The following is a 26,968-nucleotide window of genomic DNA, read 5'->3' as shown; positions in this document are numbered from 1 at the left end:
CCGTGAGCGCAGACAAAGCCCAGCGCTTTGGTTTCATCACCACCAACAGCATCAAACAAACCTTCAACCGCCGCGTGATGCAGGCGGCGCTGGACGGGTCTTGGAACCCCACTGACGCTGAGACTGTCGCTGGCAAGGCAGCAGGGCGCAAGGCCGGGGGCCTCATGCTGCCAAACGCGCAGAAATCGGCCCCCAGCCTTGCGCCCCCCAGCCTGAAACCCATCTCGCTTGTTTTCGCGGTGGCAGACCACCCCTGGGTGGACGGCGCCAACGGCGCGGCCGTGCGCATCGCCATGACCGCCGCGCAAGCGGGCGAGCACACCGGCCGCTTGCTCACGGTGCAAAGCGAAACCCCGCAAGACGATGGCGAAGTGGCCGTTACCCTGAGCGAAGCCCAAGGCCTGCTGCACGCGGACCTGCGCATTGGGGCGAATGTGGCGGCGGCCAAGCCGCTGAAATCTACTTTTGGAATTTCCAATCGCGGGTTCGAGTTGGGTGGTGCTGGCTTTATCGTGACGCGTCCAGAGGCATCCCAACTTGGCCTCGGCGCTGTCACTGGAATTGAAAAGCATATTCGCGAATATCGCAACGGTCGCGACCTCACGGGAACTCCACGGGATGTGATGGTGATTGACCTTTTTGGTCTGACAGCAGACCAAGTACGAGAAGAATTTCCCTCTGTCTATCAATGGGTCTTGGAGCGCGTCAAGCCAGAAAGAGATGTCAACCGCAATGAACTGTTGAGAACTCGATGGTGGCTGCACCGCCGTTTGCGGGAAGATTTGCGAATGGCACTTGACGGTTTGCCTCGCTACATAGTCACTGTGGAAACCGCGAAACACCGGGTCTTTCAATTTCTCAATGACACCGTTCTGCCAGACAACAAACTGGTGGCGATTGCGCTGCAGGACGGACTGCAATTGGGCATTTTGAGCAGCGAAATACACGTGACTTGGACTCTCGCTGCCGGAAGCACGCTGGAAGATCGCCCCGTCTACGTCAAAACCACCTGCTTCGAAACCTTCCCCTTCCCCGCCGAAGACACCGGCCTCACGCCTGCGCTGACCGAGCGCATCCGCCTGCTGGCCGAGCAACTCGACGCGCACCGCAAAACCCAACAAGCCGCACACCCGGACCTCACGCTCACCGGCATGTACAACGTGCTGGAAAAACTGCGCAACGGCGAAGCCCTGACCGCCAAAGACAAAACCATGCACGAGCAAGGCCTGGTGTCGGTGCTGCGCACGCTGCACGACGAACTCGATGCCGCCGTGCTGCAAGCCTATGGCTGGAGCGACCTCGGCCCCGTGCCGCACCAGAACGACGCCGCCCACGCCGCCTGGACCGACGCCCTGCTGCTGCGCCTGGTGGACCTGAACACCCGCCGCGCTGCCGAAGAAGCCAGCGGCACCATCCGCTGGCTGCGCCCCGATTACCAAAACCCGGCAACACCCAAAGCGCCCCCCGTGGCCCAACAAGCCAGCCTGGACATGGACCACGACACGGCCACACAGTCAGGAACAAAGACCAAAACAAAGCAAAGCACGAAGAAAAACTCGGGCATCGACACAGCCGATGCCGAAGACACCGAAAACGCCAGCCACGCAGCCACGGCCAAGCCCGCCAGTCAACAAGCCTGGCCGACCACCGTGCCCGAACAAATCAAAGCCGTGGCCGCCGTGCTCAGCGCCACCCCCGTCCCGCTGGACATGGACGCCATCGCCGCCCACTTCAAAGCCAAAGGCCGCTGGCGCGACCGCCTGCCGGTCATCCTGGACACGCTGGTGGCCATTGGCCGGGTGCGCCAACAGGGCGAGACTTACGCGTCATGCTGAAGATCAACTACACATTGCGCGGTGTCGGTTGGGCACGCTGCGAAGTCCGGCACGAAGAACAAGTCCGTGTGCTACGGGTGTCTTATCTGACGCATGGACTGGCCCAACTGGTGATGATGGCCAACGCCGCTTTGATGGGTGCAAGAGCCATGTCCGTTGACCTGATCGATGAACCCGGCACCTACCGCTGGTCATTCAGCCCCATATCCGGCGGCATTCAAGTGGGCATCACGGCTTACGAAGACATGTCCATGTTCGGTGACCCCGGTGAAACCGAATGGCAAATGACCTTCGACACCGATCGATTGGAGTTTGCACAAGCCATTGCCGACGCGGCAACAACGGTGCTCCAGACTCACGGGGAAGCCGAATACAAGCGGCTTTGGTCAATGGCAGAGTTTCCGTCGCTCGCCCTGCAGCTGCTTCAGCACAACATCAACGAAAGCACACGGGCAGCCGACGAAGATGATGACGACGAGGAACTGTTGAATTTAGAAGACTGAGATCGGCTTGGCGCTTACATTTGGCCGATTCTCAAAAAGGTGCACCGGGTCCCCAACCTTTACGTCCGAAACGGACCAGAATCAAAATCCAGGAGCTGATGTACCCCCGGCACGCGCTGATTTTAATCACGCAAAGGTACTTTGGTATTGCTTTATGATTCCCACGGGCTGGCGGTTGTTTCCAATGGGAAGGGTTAGGGGCCTCGGTCGCTATTATCCGGTTCGAATCCGGCATCGCCAGCTTCTTTCGCACTGCCCCTCAGTCAGAGATCATCTCAAGGACAGCGATGACCACACCCTATTTGCATGTACCCCGCAGCGCCTGCATACCGCTGATCGTCTTTTCGCTTTTCATGCCACGACCGATCACTATCGCATTGTGGGTGCTGGCGACATGCATTCTGCTCCAAGAAGTCATTGCTATGTTTGCCCTGTTGGTCGATTTCGTCTTTGCAATTTTTATGGACTATTGGCGTAAAATAAAAAATTTACCCCAATGAATTTCAACGATGCATCCGAAGTGATGAAAGCGGGCAGTTTGTGTGATTCTTGTTTCCCATAGGAAGGGTTAAAGGCCAATCAAGTACAAAGACTTGACACGGAACCATTCGCCACGATCAACTAGTTCATTCAACCGCATCCACCAAGAGGTGTGCCGGGACCCCAAAAACAACGTCCGAAACGAACCAGATTCTCAATCCAGGATTTGATGCACCCCGGCACGCGCTGATTTCAATCAAGCGCAGGTACTTTGGTATTGCCTTATGATTCCTGCGGGCTGGCGGTTGTTTCCAATGGGAATGGTTAGAGGTTTTCGGACATCTATTATCCGGTTCGAATCCGGCACCGCCAGCTTCTTTCAGTCTTTGTCTGGGGTGGCCAGTGCATAACCCAGTACGGCCCCTGCGGCCAGCAGCAGCGCTTTGTCTTCTGGCAAGCTCAGCGCCAAGTCTTCACTCCAACTGTTTTGCTGTGTCCATGTGGGTGGCGCTTTGCCGCGCAGGGCAGCGCCCATTCGGGTCAGGCCTTTGATTGGGGTGACGATAAAAATGCTACCCAACAAGCCGACCAACAGCACCGCACTGGCCAGCAAGCTGGCACCGATCAGCAGCGCCATTGCGGCCAAAACGATCCAGATCAGCATTTCCAGCATGGTAGGTCTCCGATTTTTAAATGAAAACAATGGTTGTATTTTAGGGATGGCTTGCTGGTCTTGCTCGCTGTGGCGACCCCATCCTTTTTTTGCACGGCCACTCCAGGGTCCGTCCTGACTGGCCCCACGCCCATCGTCCACAATGCCACCCTGGCCCGTTCAGGGCGACGTGATGGACAAAAAGGGGCAACAACATGGCGATTTACTGGGTCGGTGACATTCAAGGCTGCGACGCGCCCTTGGCGCGCTTGCTGGACGAGGTGGCGTTTTCGCCCAGCCGTGACCAACTGATTGTTTTGGGTGATCTGGTCAATCGGGGCCCCGATTCTGTGGGCGTGCTGCGCCGCTTGATGGCGCTGCAAGGCAGTGTGCAGTGCCTGCTGGGCAACCATGACTTGCATGCTTTGGCCGTGGCTTTGGGTCACAGCCACACCAAGCGACTGGACACGCTGGACGGGCTGCTGCAAGCGCCCGACCGTGAGGCCTTGATCGGCTGGCTGCGCCAGCAGCACCTGGCCTTGTGGTCTCATGGCGTGTTGTCGGTGCATGCGGGGGTCTTGCCCGGCTGGACCCTCGCGCAGACCTTGTCTTTGGCGGACGAGGTGCAGGCCGTTTTGCGCGGGCCGGATTTGCCCTATTTTTTGGCCCACATGTATGGCAACGAGCCAGCCGCCTGGCGCGACGATTTGACGGGTCTGGCGCGTTGGCGTGTGGTGGTCAACGCCTTGACGCGGCTGCGCTTTTGTGCGGCCGATGGGACCATGGAATTTGCCACCAAGGACAGTGCCGCGCTGGCCCCGGCAGGCTTCATGCCTTGGTTCGATGTGCCGGGTCGGCGCACGGCCGACATCACGGTGGCCTTTGGCCATTGGTCCACGCTGGGCCGGCCAGACCGCAGCAATGTATGGGCTTTGGACACAGGTTGTGTCTGGGGTGGCTGCCTGAGCGCCATGCGCCAAGCCGATGACGGGCATCGCAGCTTGGTGCAGGTGGTTTGCGAACAGGCACAAGTGCCCGGCTGAATGCAGCCACCGCACGATCTCGCGAGTCCCGATGGGGCCTTCAGCCGCCGGGTTTGAGCAAAACCACCAAGGCACCTGCACCGCCCTCGGCGGGCTTGGCCTGCACAAAGGCCATGACCTGGTTTTTTTGGACTAGCCAGCTGTGCACCTTGGACTTGAGCACCGGGGTTTTGCCAGGTGAGCCCAGGCCTTTGCCATGGACCACGCGCAGGCAGCGCAGGCCTTGGCGGTGTGCCAGGCGGATGAATTCGGCCAGCGCCGCCCGTGCTTCTTCGCTGCGCAGGCCGTGCAGATCAATCTCGCGCTGAATCGACCAGTCACCTTTGCGCAGTTTGTGGATCACGTCGCGCCCGATGCCGGGTCGTCGAAAGCTCAGGGCGTCGTCGGTGTCCAGCAAGGTGCTGGCGTCGAATTCGTCGCTCAGGCAATCGCGCAGCACCGCTTCGTTGTCCTTGAGGCGCTGGTGCGCGATGGGGGCTGGGCTGGGTCCGTCCAGGCTGACCTGGTCGTGTGTGGGCAGACGCTGCACCGCACCCACGGCGCGGACAAACAGATGGCGTTCAGCCTCACGCTGGCGCACGGCCAGCGCTTGGGCAGCGGCTTGGGCCTGGGCCTGCGCATGGGCCTCGGCCAGCTGCTGGCGCACTTTTTTCAGGTCTTGCAGCGCGTTGATTTTCACGTGGGGCTCCTGGCTGGGCGATTCAAGGGATGGTTTCGAAACAGGGGGCTGGATGGCGCACAAGGCGCATCAAGCACCCCGGTTGCGCATCCAATCGGCGGTTTTGAAAAAACTGTCGTTGAGCCGTTGCCGCAGCACGGTGTCAACCTGCAGCTCGGTCATGGCCTGGTCCATGCAGGCCAGCCATTGATCGCGCTCCAGAACCCCGATGGAAAAAGGCATGTGGCGCATGCGCAAACGCGGGTGACCAAAGCGCTCGGTGTAATGCGAGGGACCGCCCAACCAGCCGCACAAAAACCAGAACAGTTTGTCGCGGGCATCCTGCAAGCTGCTGCCATGCGCTGCGCGCAAGGCCTGGTAAGCTGGCTCCAGGTCCATCAGGTCATAAAAACGGTCGGTGAGTGACCGCACGGTCGCTTCACCACCGATCCACTCAAAAGGGTTGTCGGCCGGAGACTTTTCTTCGATGTTCATAGGATTCGATTGTGCAATGTTCGGGGCCATCTCAGGTCATCATTGCGCAGCCTGACGCAATGTCTGCACCACAGGTTGGCGCAGCACCCCGGCCAGGCTCAAGCTGCCCGCTGCCCAAGCCAGCAAGGCACCAGCCAGCCCCCCGGCCAGCGGTGCCCACAGCGGCGGCTGCCAGACAAACTCAAAAGCGTAGCGGGCCAATGCCCAGCCCACCACCAAGGCCATGGCACTGGCCATGAAGCCCGCAAGCCAGCCAATGCCCAACAACTCGGTGCGTTGCACCTGGGCCAGCAAGCCGCGTCCGGCCCCCAGCGCTCGCATGATGGCGTATTCGCGTTCACGCGCCTGGCGGCTCGCCCCCACAGCGGCCAACAACACCATCAGGCCTGCGGCCAGGGTGAAAGCAAACAAAAACTCCACCGCACGGATCACCTGGTCCATCACGCGCTGCACCTGGGCCAGGGTGCTGCGCATGTCCACGCTGGTGATGTTGGGAAAGGCATTGACCATGGCATTTTCAAAACCCGGCACGTTGTCGGGCGAGCGAAAGGCGGCCATGTAAGTCATGGGCCAGTCGGGCAAGCTCGAGACCGGAAACAACATGAAAAAGTTGGCCCGCATCGACGCCCAGTCCACCTTGCGCAAAGAGGTCACCTGCGCCTCGTGCATCTGACCGGCAATGTCAAAGCCCAGGCGGTCACCCAGCTTCAGGCGCAGCGCCTCGGCCATACCCTGCTCCACACTGACCCCACCAGGCTCTTCGGCCTGCCAGCGTCCAGCCACCAAAGGGTTGTGGGCGGGCAATTGAGCAGTGTGTGACAAATTGATTTCACGGTCGATCAGCCGCTTGCCGCGATCCGCCACGATGTCCTGGGGCCCCACGGGACGGCCATTGATGGCCACCAAGCGGCCCCGAATCATGGGAAACCAGTCGGGCGACTGCACGCCCGCAGTTTTCAGATGCGCCAAAAAGGCCTCGGCCTGCTCGGGCTGCACGTTGATGACAAAGCGGTCGGGCGCGTTCACAGGCGTGGCCTGCCGCCAGCTGGCGATCAGGTCGGTGCGCAACAGCACCAGCAAAGCCAGCGCCAGCAAACCCACCGACAAAGCACTGACCTGCACCACCGCAAACACCGGTCGTGCGGCCACCTGCCGGGTCGCCAGGCGCAGCCAGCGCGGGGCGGTCTCATCGGGCACCGCGCGACGCAGCAAATACAAAGCCGCTGCGGCCAAACCGGCAAACACCAACAGCGCCAGCGCAAAACCGCCCACGGTGATCAGGCCGAGCGTCAGGTTACGGCTGACCATGAGCAAAGTGAGCGCAAAACCCAGCAAACCCATGACCAGCACCAGCCCCGAACGCACCTGGACGTTACCCAAATCACGCCGGATCACACGCAGTGGCGGCACCTTGGCCAGCTGAAGCACCGGTGGCAGACCAAAGGCTACCAGCAAGGTCAGGCCCATGGCCATGCCCATCAGCGCAGGTTGCAGCGTGGCTGAAGGCAAATTCGCGTCCACCAGACCAATGAGCAGTTGCACAAAACCCAAGTGCACCAGATAACCAGTACACACCCCCAACACGCTGGCCACCAAGCCTGCACCCAGAAACTCCAGACCGTAACTCAATGTGAGCGTGCGCTGGCTTTGACCCAAAACCCGCAGCAAAGCACAGGCATCCAGCTGACGCTCCGCGAAACTGCGGGCCGCCAAAGCCACGGCCACGGCGCACAACAATGCTGCCAGCAAAGCCACCAGGTTCAAAAACTGCGAAGCCCGGTCCAGGGTCTGGCGCATTTCGGGCCGACCGCTGTCGAGCGACTCGATTTTGACCCCGCGCACATTGGCCTGGTCGGCCTCGGCCTGCGCCCACGGTAAAAAGCGGGCAACGGCCGCATCGTTGCCCGCCACGGCCATGCGCCAGCTGACGCGGCTGGCGGGCTGCACCAGGCCAGTCGAGGCCAAATCGGCCATGTTGATCATCACGCGGGGCGCAAAACCCATGAAGCCCGCGCCCCGGTCTGGTTCACGGGTGATGGTGGCACCGATGCGCAAGTTGCGTTCACCCAAGCCCAGCATCTGGCCCACTTGCAGATTCAGGGCATCCAGCAAAGCCACATCGACCCAGACCTCGCCTGCGGGAGGGATGCCGCTGGCGGCATCGAGGGCTGGTGCCGTGGTGGTGTTGTGAGGTGCTTGGGCCGCGATGTCGAGACGGCCGCGCAGCGGGTAGCCGGGCTCCACCGCTTTCAGGGCCACCAGGCGGGTGGCGGGGGGTGGGGTTTGGGCGCTGAAACCCGCTTGCCCAGCCGCATGGGATGCGGGCACCATGGCCCGGGCCATGGTGGGGAAACTCACATTGGTGTTGATCTGCAAGCCCGCATCGCGGGCCTGCTGGACAAAGGCTTCGGGCGTGCGCTGGTCGCTGACCACCACCGCATCGCCGCCCAGCAGCTGGCGCGCATCGCGCCACAAGCCGGACTGCATCCGGTCGGCCAGAAAACCCACCGCAGTCAAGGCGGCCACAGCCAACGCCACCGACACCATCAAAAGCCGCAACTCGCCCGCCCGCAAGTCGCGCCACAACTGGCGAGCGCCAAGCTTGAAACCGTGCATCCAGGATTGATTGTTCATGCCCTGACCTTACCGCAGACTCAGAGGTCTGACAGGCCAAAGGACTTGCGATCAGGCTCCGTCCTGAACCGAAAATCGCCCACCAAGCACATTAAAAAAAAAGCCGCCTGACTTGTTCCATCAGGCGGCTTGGACGCCGCAAGGCAGGGCCAGCCCGGGGTTCAGTCAAAAATCTGGAAGCTGACCCAATAGGCCATGGCCGCCACAAAGGCACTGGCTGGAATGGTCAAAACCCAGGCCCAGACGATGTTGCCCGCCACGCCCCAGCGCACGGCGCTGGCACGTTGGGTGGAGCCCACACCCACAATGGCCCCGGTGATGGTGTGCGTGGTGGAGACGGGAATGCCCAGCGTGGTGGCCAGGAACAAGGTCATGGCCCCACCGGTTTCGGCACAAAAACCGCCAACGGGTTTGAGCTTGGTGATTTTTTGACCCATGGTTTTGACAATGCGCCAGCCGCCGAACATGGTGCCCAAGCCAATCGCCATGTAGCAGCTAACAATGACCCAAGTCGGTGGCGAGGCGTCAGCCGTCGTGGCATAGCCCGTGGCGATCAACAACAGCCAAATGATGCCGATTGTTTTTTGCGCATCGTTGCCACCATGCCCCAGGCTGTAAGCCCCGGCAGACACCAGCTGCAGGCGGCGGAACCATTTGTCCACCTTGGAAGGCCTGGCACGTCTGAAGATGTGGGCGACCGCCACCATCATCAAGGAACCGAGCAAAAAGCCCAGCAAGGGCGACACAAAAATGAAGGCCACGGTCTTCATGATGCCGGTGGAAATCAAAGCGCCCGCCCCGGCTTTGGCGATCACTGCGCCCACAATGCCGCCGATCAAGGCATGCGAGGAGCTACTGGGGATGCCGTAGTACCAGGTGATGACGTTCCAGGTGATGGCCCCCACCAGCGCACCGAAGACCACATGCGTGTCCACAATGCCCGGCTGGACGATGCCTTTGCCCACCGTGGCCGCCACACTCAGGTGGAAGACAAAAATGGCAATGAAGTTGAAAAAGGCAGCAAAGATGACCGCCTGACCAGGCTTGAGCACGCCCGTGGACACCACGGTCGCGATCGAGTTGGCGGCATCATGAAAGCCATTCATGAAGTCAAAAATCAGCGCCAGGGCGACCAGCAAGGCCACCACCCACAAGGCCGCTTGTACGGTTTCCATAGTCAGGATTCCCGGTTCGGATCAGGAGTTTTCGAGGACGATGCCCTCGATCTGGTTGGCCACGTCTTCACACTTGTCGGTGATGGTTTCCAGCAGTTCGTAAATGGCTTTGAGCTTGATGATTTCACGCACATCGGGTTCGTCGCGGAACAATTTGCTCATGGCACTGCGCATCACGCGGTCCGCATCGGACTCCAGGCGGTCGATTTCCTCGCAGGTCTTGAGGGCTGCCTCGGCCACCGAAGGCTCACCAATCTTGGCCAGCAACTTGACCGCATCCTGCACCCGCTCGCAGCACTTGACCGACAAATCGGTCAGGCGGGTGATTTCTTCGGTCATGTGGCGCACGTCGTACAACGCCATGGTTTCGGCCGAGTCTTGGATCAAATCGGCCACATCGTCCATCAGGTTGATGAGGGCGTGGATTTGTTCGCGGTCAATCGGGGTGATGAAGGTGGTGTGGATCAGGCGGTTGACCTCCTGGGTCACACGGTCGGCGGCGTGTTCGGCGTTGTCCACATCGCGGTTGTACTTCTCGCGCAAATGCACATCGTTGTAATTGGCCACCAGATTGGAAAAGGCCCGAGCCGCTTCCACAATGCGCTCTGCGTGTTGGTTGAACAGTTCGAAGAAGTTGCCTTCTTTGGGCAGCAATTTGCCAAACAGCATGGGGTAGCTCCTGATGACGGAAAGTGAACGAATGTGACGATTTCGTGACAGCGGCAAGTTTAACCGCTGGATACAGCCAGATCGACAACACCCCGGTCAGCCGCTGCGGAAAATGAAATAAACCGCCCCCACCATGCACAAGGCGGCCCACAGGTAATCATGAACACATGGCTGGCCAGCAAGAGCAACACCGTCTGCAAAGAGACCGGCAAGCTGCCAAAGGCATTCATGACACCACCGGTGGCAAACGTTCAATGGCCTGCCCCGCAACACGGGTCAGGTCCTCATCGCTGACGCGCTCCGGCGCCACATCGGCCAAGGGGTAAAGCACAAAAGCCCTGTCTCGCCAGCGTGGGTGCGGCAGCATCAGGCGCGGGCTGTGCATTTGGGCATCGCCGTAAAACAGCAGGTCCAAGTCCAGCGTGCGCGGTGCGTGCATGTAGGGGCGCAAGCGCCCCGCCTGATGTTCGAGGGCCTGCAGCGCGTCCAGCAAATCGGGGGCGGTCAAACGGGTTTCGAGCCGCGCCACCGCGTTGATGAAGTCCGGACCTTGCGCTTGTTGGGGTGCCGTGCGGTACAAGCGTGAGTGGGCGATCAACCGTGAACCGGGCAAACTCGACAGCGCCTCCAGGGTCTGCCGCACCGTTTGAAGGGCGTCGCCCAGATTGGCCCCGAGCGCCACATCCGCGATCACGGGATCTCGCACCGTTGACATCACCTGGCTGCGGTCACCGATTTAGTCGGCACTGTCCGCAGCGCCCGCCTGATCGGGACCAGCACCGGGCTTGCGACGACGCCGACGGCGTTTTTTAGCAGCACCATCATCGGCGCTGGCTGGCTCGGCGGGGGCCGCGCGAGACTCAGCCCCCACGGACGCAGGGGCGCCTTCAGGCCGAGGGGCTCGGCGCACGCGGGGCTTGGCCGCTGCTTGCAAGGCTTGCTGCTCTGCTTTGGCCGCCTGCACCAGGTCCTCACGCTCGGCATCGCTGGCCATGCTGAACTCCTGCCACCAGTCGGCCAGGCGCTCGTCGACTTCGGCGATGTCAGCGCGCAGGCGCAGGAAATCGAAGCCAGCGCGAAAACGCGGCTGCTCGACCAAACCAAACGGCGTGCTGCCCACGCGCTTTTCAAAGCGCGGCTGCATCATCCAGATTTCACGCATGTCGGCCGCCAGCTTGCCCCGGCCGGACACATCGCCAATGCGGGCGTCAAACACCTCATCGATCGCGTCTTGCAAAGCCGGGTGCGGGTGTTCCTTGCGCGCCAGGCGGGCCGCCCAGCCCTCGCGCACATCGGCCCACAACACGCAGGCCAACAAAAAGCTGGGGGCCACGGGCTTGCCTTCACCCACACGCCGGTCGGTGTCGGCCAAGGCCACTTGCACAAAAGCGCTGTCAGCCCGCTCCACCACCACATCCAGCAAGGGGTAGATGCCCGTGGCCAAGCCCAGGTTCTTCAACTGCGCGATGGACGCCAAGGCGTGCCCGGTTTGCAACAGTTTGAGCATTTCGTCAAACAGGCGGCTTTGCGGCACATCGGCCAACAAGGCCGCAGACTGTGTGAGCGGTTTGGCGGTCTTGGCTTCAAGCTTGAAGCCCAGCGGGCTGAGCTTGGCGGCAAAACGCACCGCACGGATGATGCGAACCGGGTCTTCGCGGTAACGCGCCACCGGGTCACCGATCATGCGCAGCACGCGCTTTTTCGAATCCTGAATGCCGCCGTGGTAATCCACCACGATCTGCGACTCGGGGTCGTAGTAAAGGGCGTTGACAGTGAAGTCGCGGCGGGTGGCGTCTTCGTCCTGCGGGCCCCAGACGTTGTCGCGCAGCACACGGCCTGTCGAATCCACCGCGTGGTGCATGCCTTCGAGTTGCCGCTTGCTGGTGCGCTCATTGCCTTTGACCTGCTCGGCCGCAGCGTTGTCCAGATGCGCACGGAAAGTGGACACCTCGATCACCTCGTTGTCACGCCCCCGGCCATAGACCACGTGCACGATACGAAAGCGCCGCCCGATGATGAAAGCGCGGCGAAACAGGTTTTTGACCTGCTCAGGTGTGGCGTCGGTGGCCACGTCGAAGTCTTTGGGGCGCAGGCCCAGCAACAGATCGCGCACAGCACCGCCCACGATGTAGGCCTCAAACCCGGCTTGCTGCAGGGTGTGCGTCACGTTGATGGCGCGCTCGTCCACCAGGTTCGGGTCGATGCCATGCACCGATGCGGGGACTTCTGTGCGGCGGCCAAAATTCGGCTTGTTGCTTTTGGGCGATTTGCCCATCAGCTTGGTGATGAATTGTTTGATCATTCTTGAAACAGTTCGAGGATGCGCCAGCCACGCTCAGTGGCCAGTTGACGCAACCGAGCGTCAGGGTTCGTTGCCACCGGATGGTGGGCCTTTTCCAAAAGCGGCAGGTCGTTCATGGAGTCCGAGTAAAAGCTCATCTCCACATCGCCCCAGTCCAGCCCTTGCTGGGCCAGCCACTGGGCGACACGGGTAACCTTGCCCTCCCGAAATGACGGCGTGCCCTTGATTTCGCCAGTGATCCAGCCCGAAGCGTCACGCTCAAGCTCCACGGCAATCAGCTCGCTGACGCCGAACGCCTGGGCAATCGGGCGGGTCACAAACTCGTTGGTGGCGGTCACGATCATGACCGTGTCACCCGCATGTTGGTGCGATCGTACCAGCGCCAGCGCTTCGGGCGTGATGCGGGGGCGGATCACTTCGTCCATGTAACGGGCATGGGCATGGGCCGCCTCGGCTGCGCCGCGCTCGCGGGCAGCGCGGGTGGCAAAGCGCACGTAATCGTGGATGTCCAGCGTACCCGCCTGGTAGTGGGCATAGAACTCATCGTTGCGTTGGCTGAACACCGCCGGGTCGGTCCAGCCCATCTCCGTGGTGAACACGCCCCAGGTGTGGTCAGAGTCCAGCGGCAGCAAGGTGTGGTCGAGGTCAAACAGCGCGAGTTTCATTCGTTCTCCAGCATCGCGCGCACCAAGGGAATGGTGAGGGCGCGCTGCGTTTGCAAAGCATAGTGGTCCAGGTGATCGAGCAACTGCATCAGGCTGCCCAAATCACGCGAAAAGCGCTTGAGCATGTAGGACATGACCTCATCGCTCAAAAACAAGCCCCGGGCATCGGCCTCTTGCCGCAGCACAGCGCGGCGCTCGGGCTCATCCAGCACATGCAGCGCATGGATGTGGCCCCAACCCAAGCGGCTGCGCAAATCGTCGCGCAGCTTCAAATCGGCTGGCGGCAAAGCGCCGGCGGCCAACACCCAACGCGGCGTCCCGCTGCGGGGCGTGAGGGCATTCACAAACCAATTGAACGCCGTGTGCTGCTGCTCCGAGTTGTACAGGTGCACATCGTCCATCAGCACTGCGGCCCAGCTGTCGTTGAACTCGGGCGGGTCCATGGTGTGGGCATCGAGCCAACCCACCTGAGCACCTTGCTCTTTCAGGGCGTGGTGCACAGCGTGCAGCAAATGGGTTTTGCCCGAGCCGCTCTCGCCCCACAGGTAGCTGGGCACTGGCGATCGGTTGTGAGATGCCGTCCACAAACGCAGATGGCTCAAAGCGGCCTCGTTTGGGCCTGCAAAGAAATTGTCCAGCGTGGGCGTTGTCGCCAAGCCGATGTCCAAAGCCAGTTGCTTCATGCCTGACCAGGTCCTTGCTCGGCAGCACCCGAACCGCTTTTTTGGTACAGATCGCTTTGCAGGTACTGGTGGCGTAAACGGCGCAGGCCCACCAACAAAACCGCGCTCGCCGGCAAGGCCATCAGCACCCCCACAAAGCCCAGCACCTGCCCGAACGCCATCAACGCCAAAATGACGGCCAATGGGTGCAAACCAATGCGCTCGCCCACCAGACGCGGGGTCAGCACAAAGCTCTCGATCAACTGCCCCAAACCATAGACCACCGCCACCATGACCACGGCATGCGCCGATCCGAACTGCAGCAAACCCGCCAGCAAAGACACCGCCAGCCCCAGACCAAAGCCCAGATAGGGCACAAACACGGCCAGGCCGGTGAATACACCAATGGGCAAGGCCAGATCCAGACCAAACAAACTCAGGCCCACCGCATAAAACACGGCCAAGGCCAGCATCACCAGCAATTGCCCCCTCAGGTACTCGCCCAGCACCCGGTCACTTTCGGACATGAAGCTGTCAAAACGGTCGCGCCAGGCGGGCGGAACCAACTCGACCACGCTGTTGACCAAGCGTGTCCAGTCATGGAGCATGTAAAACAAGGCCACCGGCACCAGCACCGAGTACCCGACCAGGGCCAACGTCACGCTGCCGCCCAGCCTGAGCGAGAACATCAGCGGTGCCCACCAATCTTCACGGTTGGCGCTGAAGTAAGCCACCAGCTGTTTTTTCAAATCACCCAAATCGAGCGAGACATTCAAGCCCAATTGGGCCAACAGGGGGTTCAGGCCGTCGCCCAGACGATCAAGCAGCAGGGGCAATTGCTGCTTCAGCAAAGGCCACTCGCGCACAACGATCGGCACCAGCAACAAAAACAATCCCAGCAGGGCCAACAAAGCCAGGACCTCGACCAACAACACCGCTAAAACGCGAGGCAAGCGACCCGAGGCCACCGCCTCGACACGCAGCACCAGAGGATGCAAGACATACGCCATGACCGCCGCGATCACAAACGGGGCCAAAACGGGAGCGAGCAACCAGAAAACCAGCACGCCGACCAAGGCCACACCCAGCCAAGCGGCCAGGCGGGTCATCAAAAATGGGAGAGGTGCTTGCAAGGGGGGGTCTCGTGTTTTGCAGATGGTCGCCTGAAATGCTCAGGGCTAACCCTTAAAATAAGCACTGATTTTAGTCTGCCAGCCCGTTTATTGGCTCCCGCTCCCCCATTTACATGCCCCTTTTGGGTCCAAACCATGAGTCAAACTCCACTTTCCTACAAAGACGCCGGTGTCGACATCGTCGCAGGCGATGCCTTGGTCGAGCGCATCAAGCCCTTGGCCAAGAAAACCATGCGTGAAGGCGTGTTGGCGGGCATTGGCGGCTTTGGTGCGTTGTTTGAAGTGCCCAAGCGTTACAAAGAGCCCGTTTTGGTCAGTGGCACAGACGGCGTGGGCACCAAGCTCAAGCTGGCGTTCGAGTGGAACATGCACGACACAGTGGGCATCGACCTGGTCGCTATGAGCGTCAACGACGTGCTGGTGCAAGGTGCCGAGCCCTTGTTCTTCCTCGACTACTTTGCCTGCGGCAAGCTGGATGTGGACACTGCCGCCGCTGTGGTCGGCGGCATTGCCAAGGGCTGCGAATTGTCAGGCTGCGCCCTGATTGGCGGTGAAACGGCCGAAATGCCCGGCATGTACCCTGCGGGTGAATACGACCTGGCAGGTTTTGCGGTCGGCGCGGTCGAAAAATCCAAAATCCTCACCGGCCAAAACGTCAAAGCGGGCGATGTGGTGCTGGGCCTGGCCTCGAGTGGTGTGCACTCCAACGGTTTTTCTCTGGTGCGCAAGTGCATCGAGCGTGCAGGTGCCAACGCTCCCGCCACCCTGGATGGCAAGCCTTTCAAGCAAGCCCTGATGGAGCCCACCCGGCTGTACGTGCTGAACGTGCTGGCGGCATTGGCGGCGCATCCCACGGCACCAGATTCGTCTTCCGGCATCAAGGCGCTGGCCCACATCACCGGCGGCGGTTTGCTTGAAAACATCCCCCGCGTGCTGCCCGAAGGCCTGGCCGCCCACTTGCAAAAAGGCAGCTGGCCCCAGACCGAGCTGTTTGCCTGGCTGCAAAAGACCGCAGGCATCGACGATGTCGAGATGAACCGCACCTTCAACAACGGCATCGGCATGGTGGTGGTGGTGAGTGCCGCTGAAGCCGAGGCATGCGCGGCCACATTGAGCAGTCTGGGTGAAATGGTCTACACCATTGGCCACATCGCGCAGCAAGGCGAAGGCGCACAGGTGGTGGTGGCCTGAGCCTTCTTGTCTGGCGCGCTTGGCCCGACTGAGTCTCTGGCTCAGATCCACCACGCGCCAAGCTCGGCCTGCGGGCCGTCAAAGCCCCGAGAGCTCGCTCACCCGGTTTCTCAGGGCCACCGTGTCAGGCGCTGACGGCACGGCCTCCAAATACAGCCTCAAGTCCTGCAAGGCTTCATGCACATGGCCCAACTCGGCGTGCACCAGACCTCGATCGCGTCGTTCTGTCCAGACCTCGGGCAACAACACCACCAAACGATCCAGCACCTGCAGCATGCGCCGCCAATCCTCTTGCGAACGGAAAATTTCTTTCAGGTTGCGCAGCATGCGGGCCAGCACATCCCGGGCTGGGCAGGCTTGCAAATACAGACCCAGGGGGGTTTCCCCTTCATCCAGGTCTGGCGCTGCCGTGCGGTCTGCAGGGTCGCGGTAAGGCCCCAAACGCTCGGCGAGCGTGTCCACCCCCAAAGATTCGCCCGTGAGCGGGTCCAGCACCACGAGCCCGCCTTCAAGCGTGACCTTGACCAGGAAATGGCCAGGAAATGAAACACCCTGCGCCTGCAAATCCAGCGCCTGGGCCAGCTCCAGCCAGATCACAGCCAAGGAAACCGGGATGCCCCGGCGGGTTCGCAAGACCTCATTCAGGTAGCTGTTTTCCGGCGCGTAATAATCGTTGGCATTGGCCCCAAAGCCCAGGTCCTTGTGAAAAACCTGGGTCAATATGGCCAGCCGGGTCAGATCATCGGCCTCATCGGGCAAACGCGCTGTGACCCTTTTGAGCAAGCGTGCCACATCGTCCAGCACCTGCTGCACATCCAGTGTGGGCTCTTCGTCCTGGGCCAAGCTGGCGGCTGCCTCCAACAAGGGCAAGTGCTCATCGCTCTGGACCAGACTGGCGAAGTAGCTCAACGGGGTAGGAGGTGAAAGATTCAGGGTCATGCGTGCTCCATCAACGCTTGAGGAAAGCCTTGAGCCTCAGACCCGTTGCCCACAACACACCAAAATAAAGCAGGGCCGAAGACGATAAAACCAGGGTCATCCAGCCGATGCGCAGCCAGGCGTCCTGGCGCATGGTCACCCAAGGCAGATACTGGGCAGCCGACCAGAGCAAGCCTGTCAGCAAGCCTGTGGCCAGCAACACCTGCAGACCAAAACGCCACCACCCCGGTTGAGGTTTGTAACTGCCCCGGCGCAGCAGACCCACCAGCAACCACAAGGCGTTGACCAAAGCGCCCAGGCCAATCGACAACGCCAACCCAGCATGGGCGAGGTACGGCACCAGCAACACGTTGAAAACTTGTGTCAGCACCAGCACCACAACAGCAATGCGCACCGGCGTGCGGATGTCCTGGCTGGCGTAGTAGCCGGGTGCCAGCACCTTGATGGCCACCAGGCCCAACAAGCCCACACCGTAGCCCGTCAAGGCCAAGGTGGTTTGCTGCACGTCGCGGTCAGTGAACGCCCCATAGTGATAGAGCACCGAGACCAGTGGCTGAGAAAAGACCAGCAAGGCCGCCGCACAGGGCAAAGCCAACAAGAGCACCAGACGCAACCCCCAGTCCAGCATGGCTGCGTAGCGCTCGCCATCCCCCGTGGCTTTGGCTGCGGCCAGTTGCGGCATCAACACCACGCCCAACGCCACGCCCAAAAGGGCGGTCGGAAACTCCATCAAGCGGTCGGCATACGTCAGCCAACTGACGCTGCCCGGCGCCAGATGCGAGGCGATCTGCGTGTTGATCAGCAAGGAAATTTGCGCCACCCCCACGCCCAACAAGGCCGGCCCCATGAGGCGCAAGATGTTCAGGGTTGCCGGGTTCGTCCAAGCTTTTTTCAAAGTGGCGGGCACCAAACCCAAACGCGGCAGCAAGCCCAAGCGGCTCAATGCAGGGATTTGGACCGCCAATTGCAAAACCCCGCCCAACATCACGCCCGCAGGCAACGCATAAATGGCTTCCAGGCCTTGCCGGTTCAGCCACGGCGACAACCACCAGGCTGCTGCGATCACACTCACATTGAGCAACACGGGCGTGGCCGCTGGCACGGCAAAGCGCTTCCACGTGTTCAGAATACCTGCCGACAGGGCCACCATCGACATGAACGCAATGTAGGGAAACATCCACCGGGTCATATGGACAGCAGCACCGTAACCTCGGGCATCTTGCTGCAAGCCGCTGGCCAGGGCCCAGACCAGCCAAGGTGACGCCAACACCCCCAGCACGGACAAAGCCAGCACCGACCAAGCCAAGGCGGTGGCCACACTGTCGATCACCGCTTTGGTGACCTCTTCACCGTGTTGGGCACGGCTCGCGGCCAATACCGGCACAAAAGCCTGGCTGAAGGCCCCTTCGGCAAACAAACGCCGAAACAAGTTGGGAATCCGAAAGGCCACATTGAAGGCATCGGTCAAGGCGCTCGCACCGAACATCGAGGCGATGAGCAATTCACGCACCAAACCCGTGACCCGGGAGGCCAAGGTAAAAATCGACACGACAGAGGCAGAACGGAGAAGGCTCACAACGGGCGAGTGTAGCGGTCTCCGATCCCAGCGCTGAAAGCGATTCACATTCAAATAAGCCCTCGCACGCACCTGCTGCGCCTTTCTGGTGGATCAGCCCAAGAGCCGCATCGGATCTGCTAGAATGCCCGGTTCGCCGGACATCATCCTCAGACACTGAAAGAACTTATATATGGCATCCGCTAAACCCAAAAAGAAAAACCCCCGTCTTGCTTCCGGCCGTAAACGCGTCCGCCAGGACGTCAAAATCAACGCAGCAAACTCTTCGCTGCGCTCCAAATACCGCACTGCTGTGAAAAACGTCGAAAAAGCCGTTGCAGCAGGCGACAAGACCAAAGCCACCGAGCTGTTTGCCAAAATGCAAACCGTGGTGGACATCATTGCCGACAAAGGCATCTTCCACAAAAACAAGGCTGCTCGCGACAAGAGCCGCCTGAGCGCCAAAGTCAAGACTTTGGCCCTTGCCGCCACAGCAGCCTGATCCGCTCCACCAGATCAACAGCCCGGCAGGGCCCTGCCCTTGCCGCCGTTTGAAACGGGTGCGCTGTCCGCGAAAACTGAACCGCCCAGGTGAAAGCCTCGGCGGTTTTTTCATTGTGCGCCCAGCATGGGCGCACAATGAAAAAGGCCGTTCACTGGATGTCAGTGAACGGCCTTGGATCATGTCTTGGTGGTGATAGGTGGATTTGAACCACCGACATCAGCATTATGAATGCTGCGCTCTAACCAACTGAGCTATATCACCTGAATTTTCTGACGATGTCGTCAAGCCAAAAATTATACACAAGATTTTGGAAGATTCGAGCCACTTGGCGTAACAATTGACGGATGAGTCTGCAAATACCCGCCTCAGCCAGTCCTGAGTTTCAAATGGCCAAGCAAGCTGCCCAAGCGATTTGGGACCATTGGCATACGGGCCAGGTGCTGAGCGCCCTGCCCCCAACATGCCAGCCAGTCACGGCCGCACAAGGCTATGCCGCACAGGCGCAATTGCCTGTCGTGTCGGGCCGCACCTTGCTGGGCTGGAAGATCGCCGCCACCAGCGCCAATGGACAAGCCCACATCAACGTGGGTGGGCCACTGGCCGGACGTTTGCTGTCAGGCATGGTGTTTGACAGCGGTGCCACGGTCCCTTCAGCGGGCAACCGCATGCGCGTGGCCGAGCCAGAATTTGCCTTCACCATGGCCACGGACCTGCCGCCGCAAGCCTTGCCCTACACCCCACAAGAGGTCATGGCCGCTGTGGCCAGCTTGCACCCCGCCATTGAAGTGCCAGACTCCCGGCTGGAACCCTTCACACAGGCCGGAGAGGCCCAGTTGCTGGCCGACAACGCCTGTGCCCGCCATTTTGTGCTGGGTCCGGCCGCACCCGAGCTGTGGCGCGAACTGGACTTGAGCACCTACCCCGTGCACGCCCGCGTGGACCACGGCAGCACGCTGAAGTACACACGCGAAGGCACAGGCGGCAACGTGCTGGGCGATCCGCGCACCGCCCTGACCTGGCTGGCCAACCAGCTGTCCAGCTTGGGCATCCCCTTGCAAAAGGGTCAGGTGATCACCACCGGCACCTGCATGGTGCCGCTTGAACTGGAACCCGGCGACTGTGCCAACGCCGATTACGGCCCGCTGGGCTGCGTCCACATGATTTTTTCGGAGACTTGAAACATGACAAAACCCCATTTGGCCTTGATTGGCACCGGCGGCACCATCGCCGGCGCGGCCAGCGCCGCCTCGGTCAGCACCGATTACAAACCCGCCAGCCTGAGCCTGGCTGCGGTGATCGACACCGTGCCCGAGTTGCGCCAGCGCTACGACATCGATGTCACACAACCCCTGCAGCTGGCCAGCTACGACGTGCGGCCCGAGCACTGGCTTGAGCTGCATGCCGCTGTGATGCAAGCCGTCCACAACCCCGATGTGACGGGCATCGTGGTGACGCATGGCACCGACACACTGGAAGAAACCGCGACGTTTTTGCACCTGAGCGTGGACAGCGACAAACCCATCGTTGTGGTGGGTGCCATGCGCCCGGCCACGGCCTACTCGGCCGATGGCCCGGCCAATTTGCTCGATGCCTGCAGTGTGGCCGCCTGCCCCGGTGCGCGCGGACATGGCACTTTGGTGGTGATGAACGGGCGCATCCACTCGGGCCTGTGGGTCACCAAACGCCATGTGAGCAGCGTGGAAGCCTTTGACAGCCCGCTGGCCGGGGCCGTGGGCGAAGTGGCCGACCAGGCGGTGCAGTGGTTCCGCGCAGCCGGGCGTGCCCCGACTGTGGCCTGGCAAACGCCTGCCGATTGGCCAACGCCTGCGACCTGGCCTCGCGTGGACATTGCCGTGGCCTATGCGGGTGTGGACGAGACCGCGATGCGCGCCTTTGTGGCTGCCGGTGCGCAGGGCATTGTGCATGCCGGCTTGGGCAACGCCAACACGCCCACAGCCTACCGGGCGTTCATCCAGGCCTTGCCCAGCCAGGGCGTGCTGGTAGCCCGATGTGCCCGTTTCATCACCGGCAGCGTGACGCGCACCAGCGTTTACAACGATGCCGCCCACGGACTGTTGACCGCAGGCCCTTTGCCGCCGCACAAAGTGCGCATCATCATGCTGCTGGGGCTGGCGCACGGCATGAACGGCACCGCACTGCAGCACTGGATCGACCAAATTTTGCAGGCTGCTTGAACGCCCGACTTCAACGGGCAGGCCGCTGGCTCCAGAACAACACGGTGCCACTGACACTGGCCATGACCATCAGGCCCGCAAACCCCGCGCGGTAAGTACCAAACAGACTGGACAGGACACCGAACATGGGGGGCCCCACCACCACCCCCAAAAACGTGAACGCCAAAGTCCCGCCTGTCGCCATGCTGGCCATGCCTGGCGGGGCACGTCGGGCCACTTCGGCCAGGTACACCCCGTTCCAGCCGATGGCCGAAGCACCAAACGCCACCAGAATCACCACCACCACGCTCTGCGGCGTGTTGGTGGTCAAAAAGGCCGAAGCCAGCGCACCAAGCGCCATCAGGCTGGCCAAAAGCAGCAGCATGCGCCGGGCACCCAGCCAGCGGTCGGCCACATAGCCCCAAGCGATGCGCCCACCAATGCCCCCCATTTGCGTGACCGACAAGGCCAGGCCCGCAGCCACCAGGCCATACGACAAGTCCTCATGCAAAAAAGTCACCAAGTAAGTGGTCAGCGACAGTTGCACCATCGAAAACATGAACGAGCAGGACGCCATGGTGAGCAAGCTGCGATGCGCCAGCACCAACCGAATGGGCTGAACCAAACTACCCCAGCGGATGGGGGTGGCAGGCTGGCGGTCAGTGTCCAACTCGGCCCGCAAACCTTGCGACACCCCAGCACACAACAGGCACGCCCCGGCCACTGCCAGCAGACTGATTTGCCAGTTGGTCAGCAAGGCCAAGGGCGGCACCATGGCACCGGCCAGCATACTGCCCAAAGGCACGCCGGTTTGCTTGATGGAAAACACCAGCGACATCTGGCTTTGGGGCGTCGTGCGGGCCAGCAGGTGCGAGCTGGCCGGGGTGATCGGCCCATAACCCAGGCCAATCAACACCGCCCCCAGCACCATGGCTGGAAACCAGGGCACGGCGCACAAAAGCAAACCTGCCGCGCACAAGAGCAGACCCCATTGGCTCACGCGGATGGCACCCATCCGGGCCACCGTGGCACCCCCCATCAAAGTAGAGACCATGGCCCCGGCATAGGTCACCGACACGTACAGCCCCACCAGCGCGGGCGAGACCTGCATGGCCTCAGCCACCACGGGTGCCATCACGGGCAAGGTCAGCAAGGCCATGGCCACCATCGCCTGGATCACCAAAGTCAGCAGCAAGGGCCACCAGTTTTTCATCATTTCATCTCCCGTACAGGCGAGACTGACACCTCAAGGCCCCAGCACGCAGCGGCCACCTTCAATTCGCTTTGACACCCGCCTTGACCAACAAACCGCCCAAGGTGTCGATTTCGTTTTTCAAATGGGAACGCAAAGCCTCAGGCCTTGCCAATTCGGCGCTCACAGCCGAGATGCCCATGGCCTCCAGACGCTGGCGCACTTCGACATCGCCCACGGATTTTTGCAAGGCCGAGGTCAATGGGTCCAGCACCGACTTGGGTGTGCCTTTGGGGGCATACAAGCCAAAGGAAATGTTGATGTCAAAACCCTCCACCCCCGCCTCCGAAATGGCAGGCACCTCGGGCAATTGCGGCAAACGGGTTTTGCCTGCCGACGCATAAGCCTTGATCTTGCCGCTCTTGACGGAAGGGACGGTGCCTGAGGTCTGGTCGCACAGGATGTCCACCTGGCCGCCCATCAGATCGGTCAGGGCGGGGCCGGTGCCCTTGTAAGGGATTTCATTGAACTTGACGTTCAGCGCGTTCATCATCATCAAGCCGCACAGGTGCGAGGCCGAACCCACACCCGCGTGCGCCAAGCTGACCTTCGCGGCATTGGCCTTGACGTAGGCCACAAACTCGCCCAGGTTCCTGGCCGGGAACTCGTTGCGCGTGACGATCACCATCGGACCACTGGTGGCTCGGCCGATCGGCTCGAAATCGTCCACCGGGTGGTAGGGCAGGCTTTTGTACATCGCCAGATTGGTCGCATGGCTGACGTGGATCATCAACAAGGTGTAGCCATCGGGTTTGGCCCGTGCCACCTTGGCCGTGCCGATCGAGCCCGAAGCCCCTGCGGTGTTGTCCACCACGATCTGCTGGCCCAAATGCTTTTGCATGGCCCCGGCGAAGACACGGGTGATGGTGTCACCCGGGCCACCTGGTGCATAAGGCATGACCATGGTGATGGCGCGGTTGGGGAAATCTTGCGCCGGGGCTTGGACAGCGGCGGCTGCCAGCAGTACCGCCAAAGCGGCGCGAATGAAACGGGGGTCCATGAATGTCTCCTTATTTGAATCTGCCAGTGTGACGGATCAGGCCAGCAAACGCTGGCGAATCTCCAGAGGGCTCAGCACCTGCAGGGGTTCGGCACCACCGCCCGGAATGCCCACCTGCGTGGCATTCAGCAACATGGACACCATCACATACGTGCCTGACAAAACCGTCAGGTCTACCACCGCCTGCTCGCCCATTTTCATCACGGCTTCTTGCCACAGATCGTCAGGAACGCGGTGATTCAAAGACAACTGAATGCAAAAATCATAGACAAGGCGTTCATCGTCTTGCATGCCGTTCGGGCGGCTGCATTGCTGCAAGTCGCGCATGACCGCATCGGACAAGCCTGCCTTGCGGGCAATTGGCTCGTGCGCCCACCATTCGTATTGCGCATTCGAGATGCGCGCCTGGATCAGGATGGCAAACTCGTTCAGTCGCTTGTTGACCGAGGTCTTGAAGCGCAGATAGTCCAGAAAATCAAAGGCACGGCGCGCCATGTCGGGGCTGCGCAACAGCGCGTTGTAAGGCCCGCCCAGCGCGGCGCTTGACACCTTGAGGATGTCATCGGCCAAAGGTCGCACGTCGGCAGGCAAGGCGTCGTAGGTGATCTGAGAGAGTCGCTCGGTCATGGTGGTTCCAGCAATATGGCGTGGGTGGACAAAACAGCGCGCAAAGGTAACAACAAGCCCCCAGCCCCACAGTCGCCCAAATGACTGGTGCACACACGGCACAGAGCGGTGCACCCGCGGCTTGCCATGCACCAGCACCGAGCGCCACAGGCGGTGAAAACAGCGCCAGCGCTGGCACATGGCTTGCAGTACCCCAGCGAAGCCATCTGGCTTCGCCTTCAAGGAGTACTGCATGCTGGACAAAACCGGGACCCTCTTTTCGCACCTCAAAGCCACCGACAAGCCTTATGCCTCGGGTGGCCTGCGCGACTTTTTCCTCTACCGTGACCTGGGCATTGCCGAGGCCACGCACGGCCAAGTGATTGCACATCTGGTCAAAGCCAACATGGCCCCCGAAAAAGGCACGGGCTGGCACCGCCACGAGGCCGACTTCCAGATCGTGATCATGGTCAAAGGCTGGGCCAAGTTCATGTACGAAGACCAGGTCACCCTGGTCGAAGCGGGTGACTGCGTGCACCAGCGCCCGGGCATCCAGCATTACCTGTTCGACTACTCACCCGACATGGAGTACCTGGAAATCGTGTCACCGGCCGACTTCAAGACCATCGAGGTCGATCCTGTGTGCGCCATTCCGGCCACTACGCCCTGGAACTGAAGTACGTCAAAACGGCGCAAATCCTGCGCCGTTTTGACCCACTCTTGCAACTTCAAAACTCGGCATCCAGCTCGTCAATTTCATCGGGCTCCGCCAGCGCCGAAGTCACCCACTCCTGCATGTCGGGCAAGGCCATGATGGCATCGCTGTAAGCCTGACAAGCGTGATCGAGCTTCACGTCGTAAGTGCGAAAACGGGTGACCACAGGCGCGAACATGGCATCGGCCAGGCCAGGCTTTTTGCCAAACAAATAGGGGCCACCGTACTGAGCCAGACATTCCTGCCAAATGACCACAATGCGGTCGATGTCGGTTTGCGCGCGCGACCAAATCTTGAAGCCCGGGAAATGTGCCTTGATGTTCATCGGCAAGGATGCCCGCAGCGCACTGAAACCCGAATGCATCTCGCCACAAATGGCGCGGCAATGCGATCGGGCAGCACGGTCTGCGGGCAGCAAACCCGCCTTGGGCTTGACCTCGTTCAGGTATTCACCCATCGCCAAGGTGTCCCACACATGCACACCCTCGTGGTCCAGCGAGGGCACCTGCATCGAAGCCGACAGCAAAAGCATTTCGGCCCGCATGCTGGGGTCGTCGGGCGAGATGACTTTTTCGATGAAATCGAGCCGTACCAGTTTGGCCATCAACCAGCCGCGCAAGGCCCAGGCCCCGTAATTTTTGCTGCTGAGGGTAAGGATGGCTTTGGGCATGAAGATCTCCAGAACGTTGAACAAGCGGATGTGGGCTGTGAATTTCACAAGCGCGTCATGCAACTGCACGATGCTCATGGTTTGGATGCAAGGGCCATGCCACACATCCACCGCTGCAGGCACCACCGCAGTGCCTGGGCACTGGCCCGTAACTTGCGTCCATCGCTGCATCTCCACACTGAAGGCACGCCATGCTGTACCAAGCCTACCAACTGCAGTCCGACTTGAGTTCACCCTGGCGGTTGCTGGCACAGCACTGGGGTGCCCCCGCCTGGCTTCCAACCCAAGAACACCGCGCCCTGCGCATGCCCATGGCCGCTTTCGACGTGCTGGCCCGCATGCGCCTGACGCACAGCCGACCGTGCTACCAAATCGACACCGTGGAGGTCGCAGGCAACACCTTTGAAATACAGGAAGAAGTAGCGCTGAGTCTGCCTTTTGGCACCTTGCTGCATTTCAAGAAAATGCAGGCCCAGCACCTGCCCTACCAGCCCCCCGTGCTGCTGGCCGCACCGCTGTCGGGCCACTTCGCCACCTTGCTGCGCGAAACCGTGCGCACCTTGCTGCAAGACCACGACGTTTACATCACCGACTGGCACAACGCCCGCGACATCGGTCTGTGGCACGGCGGCTTCGGCCTGGACGATTACATCGGCTACCTGATGCAGTTCATGCGCGCCATCGGCCCGGGTGTGCACATGGTGGCCGTGTGCCAGCCCTGCGTGGCGGCGCTGGCCGCCACCGCCCTCATGGCCGAAGACCACGACGCCGCACAACCGCGCAGCCTGACCCTGATGGCAGGCCCGGTCGATTGCAGGGTCAACCCCACCGGGGTGAACGAATTGGCCATCAGCCAACCCATCGAGTGGTTCGAAAAGAACCTGATCAGCCATGTGCCCTTGCCGCATGTGGGCTTCATGCGCAAGGTGTACCCGGGCTTTGTGCAACTCTCGGCCTTCATGAGCATGAACATGGAGCGCCACAAAGAGGCTTTCAAACACCTCTATGAACATTTGCGGGACGGGCGCGTCGAAGAAGCGGCATCGATCCGCAAGTTTTATGACGAGTACCTGGCCGTGAATGACCTGCCGGCCGAGTTCTATCTGGAAACCGTGCGCAAGGTTTTCCAGACCTACGACCTGCCGCTGGGGAAACTCACTTACAGAGGCCGCGCCGTGAACCCTGCAGCCATCCACCGCACCGCCTTGATGACCGTGGAAGGCGAGCGTGACGACATTTGCGCAGTGGGTCAAACCGTGGCGGCACAGGACTTGTGCACCGGGATCCGTCCCTCTTTGAAAACGCACCATGTACAAACCGGCGTGGGCCATTACGGCGTTTTCAGCGGCAAAAAATGGCACCAGCAAATCTACCCTCGCGTGCGTGACGCCATCCATGCCAGCATCCACTGAAGCAGCAACCGCCACATTGTCAAAGCCGGGGCGCAATCAGAGC

General features: G+C 61.1%; 27 protein-coding genes and 1 tRNA gene. 10 read left to right on the top strand and 18 right to left on the bottom strand.

Going from position 1 to position 26,968, the window contains the following annotated elements; all coding sequences use genetic code 11:
• Window positions 1-2 precede the first annotated feature (2 nt).
• The 3 genes from B9Z47_RS19175 to B9Z47_RS04015 all read left to right on the top strand — a co-directional run bounded on the left by B9Z47_RS19175 (window position 3) and on the right by B9Z47_RS04015 (window position 2,838).
• Window positions 3-1,835, top strand: coding sequence for a type IIL restriction-modification enzyme MmeI (locus B9Z47_RS19175; protein WP_108329900.1), 1,833 nt, complete (start codon window positions 3-5; stop codon window positions 1,833-1,835).
• Window positions 1,829-2,338, top strand: a complete 510-nt coding sequence (locus tag B9Z47_RS04020) for a hypothetical protein (protein WP_108329899.1) — start codon at window positions 1,829-1,831, stop codon at window positions 2,336-2,338. Before B9Z47_RS19175 ends, B9Z47_RS04020 begins: the two co-directional genes overlap by 7 nt.
• 287 nt (window positions 2,339-2,625) lie before the next feature.
• A complete protein-coding gene (locus B9Z47_RS04015; protein WP_108329898.1) occupies window positions 2,626-2,838 on the top strand; it encodes a hypothetical protein in 213 nt (70 codons plus the stop codon).
• 359 nt (window positions 2,839-3,197) lie between these two features.
• Here the strand turns inward: B9Z47_RS04015 and B9Z47_RS04010 are convergent, their stop codons facing one another.
• Window positions 3,198-3,491: a hypothetical protein gene (locus B9Z47_RS04010; RefSeq protein WP_108329897.1), complete on the bottom strand. Its 294-nt coding sequence runs from the start codon at window positions 3,489-3,491 to the stop codon at window positions 3,198-3,200.
• Between the two features lie 194 nt (window positions 3,492-3,685).
• Between B9Z47_RS04010 and B9Z47_RS04005 the strand changes: the two genes are divergently transcribed.
• A complete protein-coding gene (locus B9Z47_RS04005; protein WP_108329896.1) occupies window positions 3,686-4,513 on the top strand; it encodes a symmetrical bis(5'-nucleosyl)-tetraphosphatase in 828 nt (275 codons plus the stop codon).
• A gap of 40 nt (window positions 4,514-4,553) precedes the next feature.
• Here B9Z47_RS04005 and B9Z47_RS04000 read toward each other — a convergent pair whose 3' ends face one another.
• The 10 genes from B9Z47_RS04000 to B9Z47_RS03955 form a co-directional block, all read right to left on the bottom strand.
• The gene (locus tag B9Z47_RS04000; protein ID WP_108329895.1) at window positions 4,554-5,192 is read right to left on the bottom strand and encodes a Smr/MutS family protein; all 639 of its coding nucleotides are present in this window, start codon (window positions 5,190-5,192) and stop codon (window positions 4,554-4,556) included.
• A 69-nt stretch (window positions 5,193-5,261) separates the two neighbouring features.
• Complete coding sequence (locus B9Z47_RS03995) at window positions 5,262-5,666, bottom strand: group II truncated hemoglobin (protein WP_108329894.1); 405 nt, start codon at window positions 5,664-5,666, stop codon at window positions 5,262-5,264.
• Between the two features lie 39 nt (window positions 5,667-5,705).
• Entirely contained in the window at window positions 5,706-8,300 is a 2,595-nt protein-coding gene (locus tag B9Z47_RS03990; RefSeq protein ID WP_108329893.1) for an ABC transporter permease, read from the bottom strand.
• A gap of 161 nt (window positions 8,301-8,461) precedes the next feature.
• On the bottom strand, window positions 8,462-9,475 hold the full coding sequence (locus tag B9Z47_RS03985; protein WP_108329892.1) for an inorganic phosphate transporter: 1,014 nt from the start codon (window positions 9,473-9,475) through the stop codon (window positions 8,462-8,464).
• A 21-nt stretch (window positions 9,476-9,496) separates the two neighbouring features.
• Window positions 9,497-10,144 carry a DUF47 domain-containing protein gene (locus B9Z47_RS03980; protein WP_108329891.1) on the bottom strand — a complete coding sequence of 216 codons (648 nt, stop codon included), beginning with the start codon at window positions 10,142-10,144 and terminating at the stop codon, window positions 9,497-9,499.
• 226 nt (window positions 10,145-10,370) lie between these two features.
• Window positions 10,371-10,859: a 2-amino-4-hydroxy-6-hydroxymethyldihydropteridine diphosphokinase gene (gene folK, locus B9Z47_RS03975; RefSeq protein ID WP_108329890.1), complete on the bottom strand. Its 489-nt coding sequence runs from the start codon at window positions 10,857-10,859 to the stop codon at window positions 10,371-10,373.
• A gap of 21 nt (window positions 10,860-10,880) precedes the next feature.
• On the bottom strand, window positions 10,881-12,446 hold the full coding sequence (pcnB, locus tag B9Z47_RS03970; RefSeq protein ID WP_108329889.1) for a polynucleotide adenylyltransferase PcnB: 1,566 nt from the start codon (window positions 12,444-12,446) through the stop codon (window positions 10,881-10,883).
• Window positions 12,443-13,111 (bottom strand): HAD family phosphatase, encoded by a 669-nt coding sequence (locus B9Z47_RS03965; protein WP_108329888.1) that lies wholly within the window; start codon window positions 13,109-13,111, stop codon window positions 12,443-12,445. Before B9Z47_RS03965 ends, pcnB begins: the two co-directional genes overlap by 4 nt.
• A complete protein-coding gene (gene hda, locus B9Z47_RS03960; RefSeq protein WP_108329887.1) occupies window positions 13,108-13,794 on the bottom strand; it encodes a DnaA regulatory inactivator Hda in 687 nt (228 codons plus the stop codon). The genes B9Z47_RS03965 and hda overlap by 4 nt, the downstream gene beginning before the upstream one ends.
• A complete protein-coding gene (locus tag B9Z47_RS03955; protein ID WP_108329886.1) occupies window positions 13,791-14,882 on the bottom strand; it encodes an AI-2E family transporter in 1,092 nt (363 codons plus the stop codon). The genes hda and B9Z47_RS03955 overlap by 4 nt, the downstream gene beginning before the upstream one ends.
• A 159-nt stretch (window positions 14,883-15,041) precedes the next feature.
• Between B9Z47_RS03955 and purM the strand changes: the two genes are divergently transcribed.
• Entirely contained in the window at window positions 15,042-16,097 is a 1,056-nt protein-coding gene (gene purM, locus B9Z47_RS03950; protein WP_108329885.1) for a phosphoribosylformylglycinamidine cyclo-ligase, read from the top strand.
• Window positions 16,098-16,175: 78 nt separating this feature from the next.
• Here purM and B9Z47_RS03945 read toward each other — a convergent pair whose 3' ends face one another.
• Window positions 16,176-17,036, bottom strand: coding sequence for a SirB1 family protein (locus B9Z47_RS03945; protein WP_108329884.1), 861 nt, complete (start codon window positions 17,034-17,036; stop codon window positions 16,176-16,178).
• A 10-nt stretch (window positions 17,037-17,046) separates the two neighbouring features.
• Entirely contained in the window at window positions 17,047-18,612 is a 1,566-nt protein-coding gene (murJ, locus tag B9Z47_RS03940; protein ID WP_108329883.1) for a murein biosynthesis integral membrane protein MurJ, read from the bottom strand.
• A gap of 172 nt (window positions 18,613-18,784) precedes the next feature.
• Here murJ and rpsT point away from each other — a divergent pair, with 172 nt between their 5' ends.
• On the top strand, window positions 18,785-19,093 hold the full coding sequence (gene rpsT, locus B9Z47_RS03935; protein ID WP_108329882.1) for a 30S ribosomal protein S20: 309 nt from the start codon (window positions 18,785-18,787) through the stop codon (window positions 19,091-19,093).
• A gap of 187 nt (window positions 19,094-19,280) precedes the next feature.
• Here rpsT and B9Z47_RS03930 read toward each other — a convergent pair.
• Window positions 19,281-19,357 (bottom strand) — tRNA-Met (locus B9Z47_RS03930).
• Window positions 19,358-19,482: 125 nt separating this feature from the next.
• Between B9Z47_RS03930 and B9Z47_RS03925 the strand changes: the two genes are divergently transcribed.
• Complete coding sequence (locus B9Z47_RS03925) at window positions 19,483-20,274, top strand: 2-keto-4-pentenoate hydratase (RefSeq protein ID WP_108329881.1); 792 nt, start codon at window positions 19,483-19,485, stop codon at window positions 20,272-20,274.
• A 3-nt stretch (window positions 20,275-20,277) separates the two neighbouring features.
• Complete coding sequence (locus B9Z47_RS03920) at window positions 20,278-21,291, top strand: asparaginase (protein WP_108329880.1); 1,014 nt, start codon at window positions 20,278-20,280, stop codon at window positions 21,289-21,291.
• 10 nt (window positions 21,292-21,301) lie between these two features.
• On the opposite strand, the gene B9Z47_RS03915 is transcribed toward B9Z47_RS03920, so the two are convergent.
• The 3 genes from B9Z47_RS03915 to B9Z47_RS03905 form a co-directional block, all read right to left on the bottom strand.
• Window positions 21,302-22,483: an MFS transporter gene (locus B9Z47_RS03915; protein WP_233253634.1), complete on the bottom strand. Its 1,182-nt coding sequence runs from the start codon at window positions 22,481-22,483 to the stop codon at window positions 21,302-21,304.
• Window positions 22,484-22,544: 61 nt separating this feature from the next.
• Window positions 22,545-23,522, bottom strand: coding sequence for a tripartite tricarboxylate transporter substrate-binding protein (locus B9Z47_RS03910; protein WP_233253633.1), 978 nt, complete (start codon window positions 23,520-23,522; stop codon window positions 22,545-22,547).
• Window positions 23,523-23,558: 36 nt separating this feature from the next.
• Window positions 23,559-24,149: a carboxymuconolactone decarboxylase family protein gene (locus tag B9Z47_RS03905; protein ID WP_108330084.1), complete on the bottom strand. Its 591-nt coding sequence runs from the start codon at window positions 24,147-24,149 to the stop codon at window positions 23,559-23,561.
• Between the two features lie 232 nt (window positions 24,150-24,381).
• On the opposite strand from B9Z47_RS03905, the gene B9Z47_RS03900 reads away from it, so the two are divergent.
• A complete protein-coding gene (locus B9Z47_RS03900) occupies window positions 24,382-24,804 on the top strand; it encodes a cupin domain-containing protein (RefSeq protein ID WP_108329878.1) in 423 nt (140 codons plus the stop codon).
• Window positions 24,805-24,856: 52 nt separating this feature from the next.
• Here B9Z47_RS03900 and B9Z47_RS03895 read toward each other — a convergent pair whose 3' ends face one another.
• Window positions 24,857-25,513, bottom strand: a complete 657-nt coding sequence (locus B9Z47_RS03895; protein WP_108330083.1) for a glutathione S-transferase — start codon at window positions 25,511-25,513, stop codon at window positions 24,857-24,859.
• A 191-nt stretch (window positions 25,514-25,704) separates the two neighbouring features.
• Here B9Z47_RS03895 and B9Z47_RS03890 point away from each other — a divergent pair, with 191 nt between their 5' ends.
• On the top strand, window positions 25,705-26,925 hold the full coding sequence (locus tag B9Z47_RS03890) for a polyhydroxyalkanoate depolymerase (protein ID WP_108329877.1): 1,221 nt from the start codon (window positions 25,705-25,707) through the stop codon (window positions 26,923-26,925).
• Window positions 26,926-26,968: the final 43 nt, after the last annotated feature.

Source organism: Limnohabitans sp. 2KL-1 (genome assembly GCF_003063435.1).
Taxonomy (GTDB): domain Bacteria; phylum Pseudomonadota; class Gammaproteobacteria; order Burkholderiales; family Burkholderiaceae_C; genus Limnohabitans_A.
This window is presented reverse-complemented; position numbering and strand designations above follow the sequence as displayed.